Below are 13,490 nucleotides of genomic sequence, written 5' to 3'. Positions count from 1 at the left end.
TTATCCCTTGCTGTTGGGGGTTCTGCGTTGGTGTACCAGGGGAGAACCCCCAACACGAGGGGATATCCCCTCGAGCTGAGCGCCGGCGGGCCGGGGGCTTCGCGGCGGACGGCGCACACGGGGCCGGTCTCAGAGGCGTTCGAAGCCACGGATTCGCTCCCAGTCGGTGACGGTGGCGTCGTAGGCGGCCAGTTCGACGCGGGCGGCGTTGGCGTAGTGGTCGACCATCTCGTCGCCGAAGGCGGTGCGGGCGAGTTTCGAGCCGGTGAAGAGGGCGGCAGCCTCGCGGAGGGTGGCCGGGACGTGTTCCTTGTCGGCGGATTCGTAGGCGTTGCCCTCCAGGAGCGGTTCGAGTTCCAGCTCCTGCTCGATGCCGTGCAGACCGGAGGCGATGATCGCGGCGACGGCGAGGTACGGGTTCACGTCGCCACCGGGCAGGCGGTTCTCGACCCGCAGGGAATCGCCATGACCGACGACGCGCAACGAGCAGGTGCGGTTGTCCAGGCCCCAGGCGACGGCGGTCGGCGCGAAGCTGCCGTGGACGAAACGCTTGTACGAGTTGATGTTCGGCGCCAGCAGGTACGTGAACTCGGACAGGCAGGCGAGCTGGCCGGCGATGAAATGCTCCATCAGCCGCGAGAACCCATAAGAACCGTCACCCGCCAGCACCGGTGAGCCGTCGGTGGACCGGAAGCTCAGGTGGATGTGGCACGAGTTGCCCTCGCGCTCGTCGTACTTCGCCATGAACGTGAGGCTCTTGCCGTGCTTGGCGGCGATCTCCTTCGCGCCGGTCTTGTAGATCGAGTGGTTGTCGCAGGTGACCAGCGCCTCGTCGTACCGGAAAGCGATTTCGTGCTGGCCGAGGTTGCACTCGCCCTTCGCCGACTCGACATAGAGACCGGCGCCCGTCATCCCGTTGCGGATATCGCGCAGCAGCGGCTCGATGCGGGAGGTGCCGACGAGGGAGTAGTCGACGTTGTACTGGTTCGAGGGCGTGAGGTCGCGATACCGGTTGTTCCACGCGGTTTCGTACGTGTCGTCGAAGACGATGAACTCGAGCTCGGTCCCGACATAGGCCTTCAGTCCCCGTTGGGACAACCGGTCGAGCTGGGCCCGCAGCACCTGCCGCGGCGACGCGACCACCGGCGTACCGTCCAGCCACTGCACGTCGCATAGCACCAGCGCGGTGCCCTCCAACCACGGCACCAGACGGAGCGTGTCGAGGTCCGGCGCCATCACCATGTCGCCGTACCCGCGCTCCCAGGACGACATCGCGTACCCGTCGACGGTGTTCATGTCGACGTCGACCGCGAGCAGGTAGTTGCACCCCTCGGTGCCGTGCTTCAGCACCTCCTCCAGGAAATACCGTGCACCACAACGCTTTCCTTGAAGGCGCCCCTGCATGTCCGTGATCGCCACCAGCACCGTGTCGACCTCACCGGCGTCGACCAGCCTCCGTAAATCCTCCACACCCAGCACGGCACACTCCCGGAGTCTATTGGTCTGTCCCTGAACCATTGACTCAGTCCGGCGCGGCGATGTCAATGCGCGCCGTTTCCCTTGACACGCCCCGGGCCGGATGCCTCAATGAGCTAAAGGTCTGGGGGGAGACCATTGAGGCGCACTGCTGAGGAGGCCCCAGTGAGCAACGACCGCACCGAGTCCGCCCCGATGACCGACGACGAGAAACGCCTGCATCAGCTGGGATACGCGCAGGAGCTGTCCCGGACGATGTCCGGCTTCTCGAACTTCGCGGTGTCCTTCACGATCATCTCGATCCTGTCCGGCTGCCTGACCCTGTACGGGTTCGGGATGAACACCGGCGGCCCGGTGATGATCGTCTGGGGCTGGCCGATCGTCGGCCTGATGACGTTGTTCGTGGGCCTCGCGATGGCGGAGGTCTGCTCGAGCTACCCGACTGCCGGCGGCCTGTACTACTGGGCCGCGAAACTCGCCCCGTCGAACGGCGCCGCCTGGTCCTGGTTCACCGGCTGGTTCAACTTCCTCGGCCAGGTCGCCGTCACGGCCGGCATCGACTTCGGCGCGGCGTTCTTCCTGAACGCGTTCCTCGACCTCCAGTTCGGCTTCAGCGCCACCCCCGGTCACACCATCGTGCTGTTCGGGATCATCCTGCTGGTGCACGCGTTGCTGAACTCGCTCGGCGTGAAACTGGTCGCCAGGCTCAACGACATCAGCGTCTGGTGGCACATCATCGGCGTGCTGGTCATCGTCGGCGCGCTCGTGTTCGTCCCGGACAAGCACCAATCGGCGTCGTTCGTGTTCGGCAACTTCGTCAACAACACCGGCTGGGGCTCCACCTTCTACGTCGCACTGCTCGGCCTGCTGCTGGCGCAGTACACCTTCACCGGGTACGACGCCTCGGCGCACATGACCGAGGAGACGCACGACGCCGCCCGCTCGGGCCCGCGCGGGATCGTGATGTCGATCCTGGTGTCGCTGGCCGCCGGGTGGGTGCTGCTGATCGGCTTGACGTTCGCGATCCAGAGCTACGACGGCGCGCTCAGCGGCGACACCGGCGTACCGCCCGCGCAGATCTTCATCGACGCGGTCGGCATGGTCACCGGGAAGATCCTGCTGCTGATCGTGATCGGCGCGCAGTTGTTCTGCGGCATGTCGTCGGTGACGGCGAACTCGCGGATGATCTACGCGTTCTCGCGGGACGGCGCGCTGCCCGGGTCGAAGCTCTGGCACAAGATCAACCACCGCACCCGGACGCCAACGAACGCCATTTGGCTGGCCGCGGGCGGCGCGTTCGTCCTCGGCCTGCCGTACTTGTGGAACGCGACGGCGTACGCCGCGGTGACGTCGATCGCGGTCATCGGCCTCTACATCGCCTACGTCCTGCCCACCTTGCTCCGGCTGCTGCAGGGTGACCGCTTCCAGGCGGGCCCGTGGAACCTCGGCCGCTGGAGCCGGCCGATCGGCATCGTCGCGATCGTCTGGGTGGCCTTCATCACGGTCCTGTTCATGCTGCCGCAGGTCAGCCCGGTCACCGGTAGCACGTTCAACTACACGCCGGTCGCGGTCCTGGTCGTGCTCGGCTTCGCGGCGGCGTACTGGTTCCTGTCCGCGCGCCGCTGGTTCACCGGCCCCAAGGTCCAGGGCACCGAGGAGGAACTGGCCGCGATCGAGCGCGACCTCGAATCGATCTGACCCTGGAATCGTCGAAAGACCATCCGGTGCCCCGGCACGATCGTGCCGTGCTGACTGCTCGGAACCAGGCAGCAATGGGTGTCAGGATGGTGGCCAGCATCTTTCCTCATGTGACACTCGCCGTGTCGAACACCGATCGACTGTGATAATCGGCGAAGGTAATCCTTCGAGGAGTTGTATTGACTGACGACGAGCTGGTCGGGCGAGCGGGACTGGTCGAGCGTGCTACCAAGCAGCTCGAGACCAGCGGCAGTGTGCTGCTCTACGGCCCGACCGGTATCGGCAAGTCGGCCCTCGCCCGGGCGCTGGTCGCGGAGCGTGTTCGTCAGGGTTGCCGGATCCTCAGCGCGGCACCGTCCAACGCCGAGGCCGGCCTGCCGTACGTCACGCTCCTCGACCTGCTCTCCAGCCAGCTCGATTTCGCCTGGCAGGTGCTGCCCGACCACCTCCGCCAGCCGCTCGAGGTGGCGCTGCTGAAGGCGAGCGCCCCGGACACGGTCCGTGACGAACTGGCCGTCCGGCTCGCCGTCCTGCACGTCCTCCGCCGGCTCGCCACGACCGGCCCGGTGCTGATCGTCGTCGACGACATCCAGTGGGTGGATCCGTCCAGCCTCGAGGTACTCACGTTCTGCGCCCGGCGGCTGACCGAAGGGGTGCACCTGCTCGCCACCGAGCAGGTCGCCGACGGGGATCTGCCGGTGATGGCCGACGCGTGCCCGGAGCCCGTCCTGCAGCTCGAGGTCCCGCCGCTGACCGAGCCCGATGTGCTCGGCCTGCTTCGTCAGCGGCTGTCCAGCCCGCTCCCGGTCCGTACGGCCCGGCGCATCTTCACCGCGAGCGCCGGCAACCCGTTCATGGCCCTCGAGCTCGGCCGCGCCGTACTGCGGCATCCGAAGAGCGTCTCGCCGAACGACCCGCTGCCGGTCTCCAGCCGCCTCAAGACCCTGCTCGGCGAGCGTCTCGCCGCGCTGTCCACCGGTACCCACGAGCTGCTCCTGCACGCCGCCTCGTCGCCGCGCCCGACCACGACCCAGCTCGCCGAGTCGCTCGGCCGCCCGATCGACCCCGACCTGGCCGAGGCCGAGACCCTGGGCCTGATCGACATCTCCGCCGAGCGGCTCCGGTTCACGCATCCGCTGCTCCGCGAGTTCGTGTACGCCGAGGCCACGTCGGCCGCTCGCCGCCAGACCCACGCCCAACTCGCCGCCGTCGTGGACGAGCCCGTCGAGAACGCGACCCACCGTGCCCTCGCCACCCAGGAAGCCGACCCAGCGCTGGCCGCAGCGATCGAGGAGGCCGCCACGGTCGCCGCCGGCCGGGGAGCGCCCGGTGCGGCCGCGACCTTGTGGCGGCTGAGCGCGGACCGTACGCCGTGCACGCAGCCGGACGAGCGCGCCCGGCGGCTCACCCGCGCGGCCGACGACGCGGCCGCAGCCGGTCACCTGGCGGAGTCGGCCGACATGGCGCGCCTCGCCGTACAGACCGCGACCCTGCCGGCGACCAAGGTGCCGGCGCTGCTGCTCTGCGCGGACGCCGTCTGGCCGGAGCGGGACCGCCGGGTCGAGCTGCTCGCGGAGGCGTTCGAGGCCGCCGCGGGGGATCCGCGGCTCGAGGCGCGGGTGCGGATCGAGCGCAGCCACAGCCACTACTTCGACCGCAGCCTCGACGACGCGCAGGAGGACGCCCGGATCGCCGAGGCGCTGGCGCGCGAGGCCGGTGACACCGAGGCGGTCGTCGATGCGCTGAGCGCCGCCAGCTCGGTGCTGATCGCCCGCGACGCCGAGCATTCCGCCGACGCCGTGCTGCTGCAGGCCGCCGAGCTCGCCAAGGGGCTGCCGCTCACCAAGGCCACGGTGAACGCCCGCCAGATGGCCGCGATGCAGGAGCTGTTCCGCGGCCGGACCGCCGAGGCGATCACCGCGATCACCGCGCTGGCCGACGAGGTCCGCGATCACGGCGCGATGCGCTGGCTGGCGTCCGTGCTGATCTCGGCGACGGCGATCTACGAGCGCAGCGGCCGGGGCGCGGACGCGCTCGCCGCCGGGCACGAGTGCTACCAGCTGATGCGCGACATCGGCGACGAGGCCGAGGTCGGTCTGATCATCGCCAGCCGCGCGGAATGGGCGGGCGGTACGGCGGCGATGGGCCGGGAGCTCGCCGACGCCGCGCTGGACGAGGTCCGCCGGATCGGGAACGACGAGTGGACCGGCCCCGCGCTGGCCAGCCTCGGGCTGCTCGGTGTGCTGACCGGCGACCCGCAGCGGGCCGTCGAGGCGTTCGACGCGATCGCGGAGTCGGGGGAGGCGGCGATGCCGTGGGATCCCGCGGTGATCCCGTGGCACGCGGACTACGCCGAGGCCCTGGTCGCCGCCGGCCGGCTGGACGACGCTGCCGCTCTGATCGCCGAGATCCGCACCCGCGCCGAGACCCTGGACCGCGGCGTGGTCAAGCTCGGTCTGGACCGCGCCGAGGCGCTGCTGATCGCCAAGCAGGGCGACCCGGCCGCGGCGCTGGAGCTGCTGGAGAAGACCGTCAGTACGGCGGGAGACCGGGTGTACCCGCTCGATCTCGCGCGCTGCGAGCTGACCCGCGGCCGGATCGCGCGGCAGGCCCGGCGCCGCTCGGTGGCCCGGACCGCGTTCCTGGACGCGATCGAGCAGTTCGAGGCGTACGGCGCACCCGCCTGGCGCGAGGTCGCCGAGACCGAGCTCGCCCGCCTCGACGTACCGAGCCGGAGCCGGCAGCCGTCGGAGCTGACCGACAACGAGCAGCAGATCGTCTCGATGGTCCGCGACGGCTCGACGAACCGGGAGATCGCCGCGGCGCTGTACCTGTCGGTGAAGGCGGTCGAGTCGCAGCTGACCAGGCTGTACCGCCGCTTCGGGGTGGCCAACCGCACCCAGCTGCTCCGGATGGTGGACCGCCCCGGTCAGAATGGCTGAGTGAAACTCGAACGGAAACACGCCGTCGTCCTGCTCGCGATCGCGGCCTGGAACGTCATCACCTACGCGCGCTTCATCAAGGCGCTGGTCGACACCGAGGACCGGCCAACCGGGTACTACGTGGCGCACACGATCCTGATCATCGTGAACTTCCTGATCGCCGCACTGCTCGGCACCTGGGGTGTCCGCGCCTACAAGGCGGCTAAGGCCGAGGAGCCGCGAAACTCTTCGGTGTGACCCCGAGCATCTTCCGGAAGTGCCGGTTCAGGTGTGACTGGTCGTAGAAGCCGGCCAGCGCGGCGACCTCGGCGGCCGGGCGGCCGTCGAGCAGGTATCGCCGGGCGAGGTCGACGCGTCGGCCGGTCAGATACCGGTGGGGCGGCATGCCGTACTCCCGGCTGAACGCCCGCACCAGATGCGCCGGATGCGCGTGCACCACCTTCGCCGCGTCGTCCAGCGTGATGCCGTCGCGGACATGCTCGTCCAGCAGGTCACGCAGCCGGGCGGCGACCCCGGCGTCGCGCCGGTCCGGTGGGCTGGTCACCTCGCGCTTGAGGTGCTGCCGGAGGCGTTCCTCGATCAGCAGCAGACGGCTCTGGGCCTCCAGGTCCTCCCGGCCGTCGCCGAGCACCCGATGCAGCTGGTGGATCCGGTGCCGCAGCAGCGGGTCGACGTACTCGGGCTGATCGACCGCCGCGCCGATCAGGTCCTCGCCGAGCCGGTCCGGCGCCAGGTACAGAACACGTTTTCTGAAACCTTCCGGCAGCACCGAGCGCCCGTCGTGCGGCACGTGCGGCGGCAGCAGCGAGACCTGCGCCTGGGCGAGGCCGTGCTCGTGGCGGTCCAGGTCGTACCGCACGGCGCCCTCGTCGACGATCAGCACCGTCCACGCGTCATGGGTGTGGCTCGGGTAGGCGTGCGACGGGAAATGGGCATGCAGCACCTCGACGACACCGGTCAGACCGGGCCGCCACGCCCGGACCTCGGCGCGACCGCTCATACCCAGAACATACGCTGCTGCGTGTGAAGGTCTATGTGAGCGCGGACATGGAAGGCATCACCGGGGTCGTCGACGCGGAGGACGTCCAGCCGCCGGGCCGGGACTACGAGCGCGCCCGGGTGCTGATGACGGAGGACGTGAACGCCGCGGTCCGTGGTGCGTACGCCGCCGGCGCGACCGAGGTCCTGGTGAACGACGCGCACGGCCCGATGCGCAACCTGCTGCCCGACCTCATCGACCCGCGCGCCCGCCTGATCAAGGGCCGCCCGAAGCCGATGGGCATGATGGAGGGCCTCACCCCGGAGTACGACGCGGCGCTCTGCGTCGGGTACCACGCCCGCGCCGGCGTCCTCGGCGTCCTCAGCCACAGCTTCATGGGCCACGAGATCGAGGACATCTGGCTCGACGACCAGGTCACCGGCGAGATCGGCCTGTTCCACGCGGCCGCCGCGGCGTACGGCGTACCGGTAGCCCTCCTGACCGGCGACGACACCGCCTGCGACGAGATGAAGGCGTGGGACCCCACGGTGGCAACCGTCCCCGTCAAGTACGCCAAGGACCGCTTCGCCGCCCAACTGGTCCCGGTCGCGGAATCCCGCGAGGCCATCGAGTCAACCACCGCCGAGGCCCTGGCCAACCTCCCCCAACCCACTCACCCGACCGGCCCCCGGACAATGGCGGTCCGCTGGCAATCCGCCTCGGTAACGTCCCACCTGACCGCCATCCCCGGCGTAACCCGCCGAGACGACCGCACCGTCACCGTCGAAGCAGACATGCTCCAGCTCTACCGCCTCTTCAACCTGTTCCTCCGCGTCTGCACAGCAGTCACCTCGAACCCGCCGTACTGCTGAGGCGGTTTGGTGATTCGGCCCGCGGCGGGCAGGATCTGAAACGTGGGTCGATCAGGAATTCTGTCCGTCGGGTATGAGGGACGCAGCCAACAGGACCTCCTGGACGTGCTGAGAAGCCACGGGGCGACTGTGGTTGTCGACATCCGCCTGAACCCAATCAGTCGCAAGCCAGGGTTGAGTAAGACCCGCCTCGCCGAGGCCTTGTCGGAGGCCGGCATCGAGTATCGCCACCTGAAGGCACTTGGCAACCCACGGACCAACCGGAGCCCGTTCCATGAGGGAAGGGTTGCCGAAGGCTGCGAGGAGTTCCGGAAGCTGCTCGCCGCGCCGGAGGCGGAATCCGCGCTCCAGCAGATCGTCGACGAGAGCCGTAACACGACGCTGGCCGTGCTCTGCTTCGAGAAAAGCCATGAGCAGTGTCATCGTCAGGTGATCGTCGACGAGACGAACAGCCGGGAACGGCGCGACGTCACCTACGCCTAGAACATGGGCGCTGTGCTCGTACGCAACGGCGGGTAGAAGCAGCCGAGAACGCAGAAGCTCCGTGGAAACCTGGCAATGTTTCCGACGAAGAAATGTAGATCCTTCGCCGCGGACGCCATCTCGAACAACCACCTCTTCCGAACGGCGCGCAGCGCACGCTCCTCTCCGTACTCAGTACGCCAGGATCGGTAGGCTTGGCCGATCTCCCAGTCCAGGACACGCTGCTGGTGCGAGTCGTTGGCGGTGCAATCCTCGCATTGATACCGGTAGCGGAACTTGTACGGGATCTCTTCGAGCCCTTCGGCGCTGGGGGAATCGAAGAGTGACAGCTGATCGAGTTTGGCCTGTTGCCGGGTGCTCCGCGGTTCAGCCGCTTCCCAGACCAGATCAAGTACCCGTCGCGGCCTGAAGACTCCGAGTGAGATGCCGGACTCGACCTGCGCGGACTGGATCGCGCACATCGACGGTGCGCGCAGCGGGTCGACGTACGGCCTTCGCTTGGACCAGTCGCGTTTGCTGTCCAAATGACTGAGGACGCGGATCGAATTCGCGTCCGGCAGGTAGCTTTCGGGCCGTGTGTCGCTGCTGGTTCGTCGAACTCGCAGGCGGAGGATGTCGTACTTCTTGAAGCGTTGTGGGTAGGGAAGATCGCGGAAAGGGACAGGGAACAGCCTGGCCCAGGCGGGGGTAGGAGAATCGGTTCGGATGCCGGCGACGCAGACGCATTCGCCGTGCATGTCGGATACGACCGGATAGGCCTTCACGGTCACCAGAAGTTCAATCGTCTCCCACTCCGGCACGCGCTCCCCCTTCGCCCATCACTTATCGTAGATCGGCGATTACGGAACGGCAGCTCGAGCGTGTCAGACAGGATGCATAGAACGTACAAGACTCACGCCGCCGCCGTCGGCGACGCTCGGTGCTGTGGATGAGCCGATCAAGTTCGATACGAAGATTGCTGTGTTGTTGCGGGACGATCTGGCTGTTTGGCAGCGGGTGAATGTGACCGCGTTTCTCGTCAGTGGGATTGCTGGGACGCATCCTGAGGTCGTGGGGGAGCCTTACGAGGATGCGGACGATGTCCGGTATCTGCCGATGTTTCGGCAGCCGGTGATGGTGTTCGAGGGGTCCAAGGAGTTCATGGCGACGGCGCATGAGCGGGCGCTCGGGCGGGGGATCGAGCACTCGGTGTTCACCCAGGATCTGTTTGCGACCGGCAATGATCAGGACAACCGGGCGGCCGTGCGGGCGGTGCGGACTGCTGAGCTCGACCTGGTCGGGATCGCGTTCTACGGGCCGCGGAACGCTGTCGACAAGACCTTGAAGGGTGCCGCGAAGCACCACTAGCGAGGGGCGAACTTCGTCCAGGTCTTGCCCTGGTCGGTGCTGAGCACGACCTCCGTGGTCCGGCGCTTCGGCACCTCGAAGCCGTACATCAGCTGGGAGTCGCCGGCCAGGTCGGCGAGGTCGCCGGGGTAGCCGCGGTCCAGCTTCGCGGCGCCGTCGCGGACCCGGTAGAGGCGCGGGCGGTCGCCGGGGCGGCCGCCGAGCAGCAGCGCGGTGCCGTCGTCGAAGGCGAGTGGCGAGGCGCTCAGGCCGGCCGGCGGGTCCTGGACCGTGGTCCAGTTCGCGCCGCGGTCGGTGGACAGCTCCATCTTCGAGACGGTCTGGCCGTTGGCACCGACGGTCACCGCGGTGGTCAGCAGCGTGCGCCCGTCGGGGCTGACCGCGAGCCGGCCGAGCTGGTTGTGATGGTCGAGCGACCGCGAGGCCCAGGTACGACCGCCGTCGTCGGTCCAGACCATGTCCGTCCGGCCGATCCCGCTCAGGATCCAGCAGCGGCCGCTGTCGTCGCAGACCGGCGACCGGGTGCCCCGGGTCTTGAGCAGCCGGACCGAGGACTCCTCCGGATTCACCACGACGATCGCGCCCGGCACGATCCGGTCGGTGAGGATCTCGTCCTGCTCGAACGTCGAGGTCGGGAGCCGGTACCGGAGCCGGGTCAGCACCGGGCCGTCGTACGTCAGCCGGAACATCATCGTCGCCGCGCCGGTGAGCGTGCCCTCGAGCGGCGGCGCGACCGCGACCGCCTCCTTACCGGCCCGGAGCGTCGCGTACGGCACCGGCCACTCGGGGGCGACGGCGCGGGAGCCGTCGCGGTCGATGACGGCGGCGTACCGGCAGTTCGGGCCGCTGGTGCAGTCGGACCAGCCGGCCGCCCAGCGGTTCCGGGTGACCATCGTGACCGACAGCACCTGGGCCCGCTCGGAGTTCACCACCGAGCTCCCGGACCGCCCGGCGGCGGCCGGCGCGATCGCGATCGGCCGGTCGGACGCGGACCGGTGTGACGCCAGGTGCACGACCGCGAGGACGATCGACGTGGTCGCCGCGAGCACTCCGAGGAGCAGGAACGGCGGCAGACCGCGGGGTAGGCCGCAGCGCTCCAACAGCTCCACCAGGCGACGGTAGTAGCGGTCGGAAAGCTCCCGCAGGCGCGGCTCCACAGTCACCCCCCAAGGCAGAGATGTCCCCCGCGAGGCGGGTCAGGTCGGCGGAGGAATCTTACGCGAGGAGAGGCCCACCCTCACACTCGGCGGAAGATCAGCGCCCGCTTCACTTCCTGGATCGCCTTGGTGACCTCGATACCGCGCGGGCAGGCGTCGGTGCAGTTGAAGGTGGTCCGGCAGCGCCAGACGCCTTCCTTGTCGTTCAGGATCTCCAGCCGCTGCTCGGTGCCCTCGTCACGGCTGTCGAAGATGAACCGGTGCGCGCCGACGATCGCCTGCGGGCCGAAGTACTGCCCGTCGGACCAGAACACCGGGCAGGACGTCGTGCACGCCGCGCAGAGGATGCACTTGGTGGTGTCGTCGAACCGGTCCCGGTCGGCCTGCGACTGGATCCGCTCCCGGGTCGGCTCGTGGCCGCTGGTGACCAGGAACGGCATCACCGAGCGGTACGCCTCGAAGAACGGGTCCATGTCGACGACCAGGTCCTTGAGCACCGGCAGGCCCTTGATGGGCTCGACGGTGATCTCCTTGTCCGGGTTCAGATCCTTGATCAGGGTCTTGCAGGCGAGCCGGTTGCGGCCGTTGATCCGCATCGCGTCCGAGCCGCAGACGCCGTGCGCGCAGGACCGCCGGAACGTCAGCGTGCCGTCCTGCTCCCACTTGATCTTGTGCAGCGCGTCCAGGACCCGGTCGGTCGGCTGCAGCGTGACGGCGTACGTCTTCCACTCGGCCTCGTCGACGACCTCGGGGTTGTACCGCAGGATCTTGACCTTGACGTCCATCAGTACTTGCGCTCCATCGGCTTGTAGCGGGTCTGCACGACCGGCTTGTAGTCGAGCCGGATGTTCACGTTGCCCTCGGCATCGACGTCGCGGTACGCCATCGTGTGCCGCATGAAGTTCACGTCGTCGCGCTTGTCGTAGTCCTCGCGGAAGTGCCCGCCGCGGGACTCCTTGCGGGCCAGCGCGGACACCACCAGTACCTCGGCCAGGTCGATCAGGAAGCCCAGCTCGACGGCCTCCAGCAGGTCGGTGTTGAACCGCCGGCCCTTGTCCTGGACGCCGACGCTCCTGAACCGCTCCTTGAGCGCCTCGATGTCGACCAGCGCCTGCTTCAGCGAGCCCTCGGTGCGGTACACCTGCGCGTTCAGGTCCATCGTCGCCTGGAGGTCGGCCCGGATCGCTGCGATCCGCTCCTCGCCGGCCGAGTTCCGCAGGCCCTCGACCAGCTCCACGACGTACGCCGACGGGTCGTCCGGCAGCTCCTCGAAGGACGCGGTCTCGGCGTACTCCGCGGCGGCGATCCCGGCCCGGCGGCCGAAGACGTTGATGTCGAGCAGCGAGTTCGTGCCCAGGCGGTTGGCGCCGTGCACGGACACGCAGGCGACCTCGCCCGCGGCGTACAGGCCCGGGATCACGTCGTCGTTGTTGGCCAGCGCCTCGCCCTTGATGTTGGTCGGGATGCCGCCCATCGCGTAGTGCGCGGTCGGGAACACCGGGATCTGCTCGGTGTACGGCTCGACGCCCAGGTAGGTGCGGGCGAACTCGGTGATGTCCGGCAGCTTCGCGTCGATGTGCGCGGGCTCCAGGTGGGTCAGGTCGAGCATCACGTACGCGCCGTCCGGACCGCAGCCGCGGCCCTCGCGGACCTCGTTCGCCATCGCACGGGCGACCATGTCCCGCGGCGCGAGGTCCTTCACGGTCGGGGCGTAGCGCTCCATGAACCGCTCGTTCTCCTTGTTCCGCAGGATGCCGCCCTCACCGCGGGCCGCCTCCGACAGCAGGACGCCGAGACCCGCCAGGCCGGTCGGGTGGAACTGGAAGAACTCCATGTCCTCCAGCGGCAGGCCCTTGCGCCAGACGATGCCCATACCGTCGCCGGTCAGGGTGTGTGCGTTGGACGTCGTCCGGAAGACCTTGCCGAAACCGCCGGACGCGAAGATCACCGACTTGGCGGAGAACACATGCAGCTCGCCGGTGGCCAGCTCGTACGCGACGACGCCGCTCGCCTTGCCGTCCGTCATCAGCAGGTCGAGCACGTAGTACTCGTTGAAGAACTCGACGTTCTGCTTGATGCATTGCTGGTACAGCGTCTGCAGGATCATGTGACCGGTCCGGTCCGCCGCGAAACACGAGCGCCGTACGACGGCCTCGCCGTGGTTTCGGGTGTGACCGCCGAAGAACCGCTGGTCGATCTTGCCCTCGGCCGTCCGGTTGAACGGCAGGCCCATCTTCTCCAGGTCGAGAACCGCGTCGACGGCCTCGCGGCACATCACCTCGGCCGCGTCCTGGTCGACCAGGAAGTCGCCGCCCTTGACCGTGTCGAAGGTGTGCCACTCCCAGTTGTCCTCCTCGACGTTGGCCAGCGCGGCGCACATGCCGCCCTGGGCCGCGCCGGTGTGCGACCGGGTCGGGTAGAGCTTGGTGAGTACGGCGGTCCGGGTGCGCTTGCTGGACTCGAGGGCCGCGCGCATTCCCGCGCCGCCCGCGCCGACGATGATTACGTCGTACTGATGGACCTGCATGACGTCCTT

General features: G+C 68.6%; 12 protein-coding genes. 6 read left to right on the top strand and 6 right to left on the bottom strand.

The window, feature by feature from the left end; genetic code table 11:
- Positions 1-129: 129 nt before the first annotated feature.
- Positions 130-1,470 (bottom strand): glutamine synthetase family protein, encoded by a 1,341-nt coding sequence (locus tag ABZW60_RS04020; RefSeq protein ID WP_355473788.1) that lies wholly within the window; start codon positions 1,468-1,470, stop codon positions 130-132.
- 171 nt (positions 1,471-1,641) lie between these two features.
- Here ABZW60_RS04020 and ABZW60_RS04015 point away from each other — a divergent pair, with 171 nt between their 5' ends.
- From ABZW60_RS04015 to ABZW60_RS04005, 3 genes are all read left to right on the top strand, one after another.
- On the top strand, positions 1,642-3,174 hold the full coding sequence (locus ABZW60_RS04015) for an amino acid permease (protein WP_355473786.1): 1,533 nt from the start codon (positions 1,642-1,644) through the stop codon (positions 3,172-3,174).
- 179 nt (positions 3,175-3,353) lie between these two features.
- A complete protein-coding gene (locus ABZW60_RS04010) occupies positions 3,354-6,116 on the top strand; it encodes an AAA family ATPase (RefSeq protein WP_355473784.1) in 2,763 nt (920 codons plus the stop codon).
- Complete coding sequence (locus ABZW60_RS04005; protein ID WP_355473783.1) at positions 6,117-6,353, top strand: hypothetical protein; 237 nt, start codon at positions 6,117-6,119, stop codon at positions 6,351-6,353.
- Here the strand turns inward: ABZW60_RS04005 and ABZW60_RS04000 are convergent.
- Positions 6,319-7,116, bottom strand: a complete 798-nt coding sequence (locus tag ABZW60_RS04000) for an AraC family transcriptional regulator (RefSeq protein WP_355473781.1) — start codon at positions 7,114-7,116, stop codon at positions 6,319-6,321. The two genes, ABZW60_RS04005 and ABZW60_RS04000, sit on opposite strands and share 35 nt — an antisense overlap.
- Positions 7,117-7,139: 23 nt before the next feature.
- Here ABZW60_RS04000 and ABZW60_RS03995 point away from each other — a divergent pair, with 23 nt between their 5' ends.
- Both ABZW60_RS03995 and ABZW60_RS03990 read left to right on the top strand, forming a co-directional pair.
- Entirely contained in the window at positions 7,140-7,967 is an 828-nt protein-coding gene (locus ABZW60_RS03995) for a M55 family metallopeptidase (protein WP_355473779.1), read from the top strand.
- A gap of 42 nt (positions 7,968-8,009) precedes the next feature.
- Positions 8,010-8,450, top strand: coding sequence for a DUF488 domain-containing protein (locus tag ABZW60_RS03990; RefSeq protein ID WP_355473777.1), 441 nt, complete (start codon positions 8,010-8,012; stop codon positions 8,448-8,450).
- Here the strand turns inward: ABZW60_RS03990 and ABZW60_RS03985 are convergent.
- Positions 8,447-9,250, bottom strand: a complete 804-nt coding sequence (locus ABZW60_RS03985) for a hypothetical protein (RefSeq protein ID WP_355473775.1) — start codon at positions 9,248-9,250, stop codon at positions 8,447-8,449. The two genes, ABZW60_RS03990 and ABZW60_RS03985, sit on opposite strands and share 4 nt — an antisense overlap.
- A gap of 124 nt (positions 9,251-9,374) precedes the next feature.
- On the opposite strand from ABZW60_RS03985, the gene ABZW60_RS03980 reads away from it, so the two are divergent.
- Positions 9,375-9,797: a DUF2000 domain-containing protein gene (locus tag ABZW60_RS03980; protein ID WP_355473773.1), complete on the top strand. Its 423-nt coding sequence runs from the start codon at positions 9,375-9,377 to the stop codon at positions 9,795-9,797.
- Here ABZW60_RS03980 and ABZW60_RS03975 read toward each other — a convergent pair.
- The 3 genes from ABZW60_RS03975 to sdhA all read right to left on the bottom strand — a co-directional run bounded on the left by ABZW60_RS03975 (position 9,794) and on the right by sdhA (position 13,481).
- The gene (locus tag ABZW60_RS03975) at positions 9,794-10,906 is read right to left on the bottom strand and encodes a hypothetical protein (RefSeq protein WP_355473771.1); all 1,113 of its coding nucleotides are present in this window, start codon (positions 10,904-10,906) and stop codon (positions 9,794-9,796) included. The two genes, ABZW60_RS03980 and ABZW60_RS03975, sit on opposite strands and share 4 nt — an antisense overlap.
- Before the next feature lie 128 nt (positions 10,907-11,034).
- Positions 11,035-11,739, bottom strand: coding sequence for a succinate dehydrogenase iron-sulfur subunit (locus tag ABZW60_RS03970; protein ID WP_355473769.1), 705 nt, complete (start codon positions 11,737-11,739; stop codon positions 11,035-11,037).
- Positions 11,739-13,481 (bottom strand): succinate dehydrogenase flavoprotein subunit, encoded by a 1,743-nt coding sequence (gene sdhA / locus ABZW60_RS03965; RefSeq protein ID WP_355473767.1) that lies wholly within the window; start codon positions 13,479-13,481, stop codon positions 11,739-11,741. The genes ABZW60_RS03970 and sdhA overlap by 1 nt, the downstream gene beginning before the upstream one ends.
- Between the last annotated feature and the right edge of the window lie 9 nt (positions 13,482-13,490).

Source organism: Kribbella sp. NPDC003557, assembly GCF_040610805.1.
Classification (GTDB): domain Bacteria; phylum Actinomycetota; class Actinomycetes; order Propionibacteriales; family Kribbellaceae; genus Kribbella.
The sequence above is the reverse complement of the archived record's forward strand: the minus strand, read 5'-3'. Positions and strand labels throughout refer to the sequence as shown.

Bases quoted from the DNA above. Each gene is read 5' to 3' on its own strand.
- ABZW60_RS03970 (WP_355473769.1), bottom strand. From the start codon at position 11,739: ATGGACGTCAAGGTCAAGATCCTGCGGTACAACCCCGAGGTCGTCGAC.
- ABZW60_RS04000 (WP_355473781.1), bottom strand. From the start codon at position 7,116: ATGAGCGGTCGCGCCGAGGTCCGGGCGTGGCGGCCCGGTCTGACCGGT.
- sdhA (WP_355473767.1), bottom strand. From the start codon at position 13,481: ATGCAGGTCCATCAGTACGACGTAATCATCGTCGGCGCGGGCGGCGCG.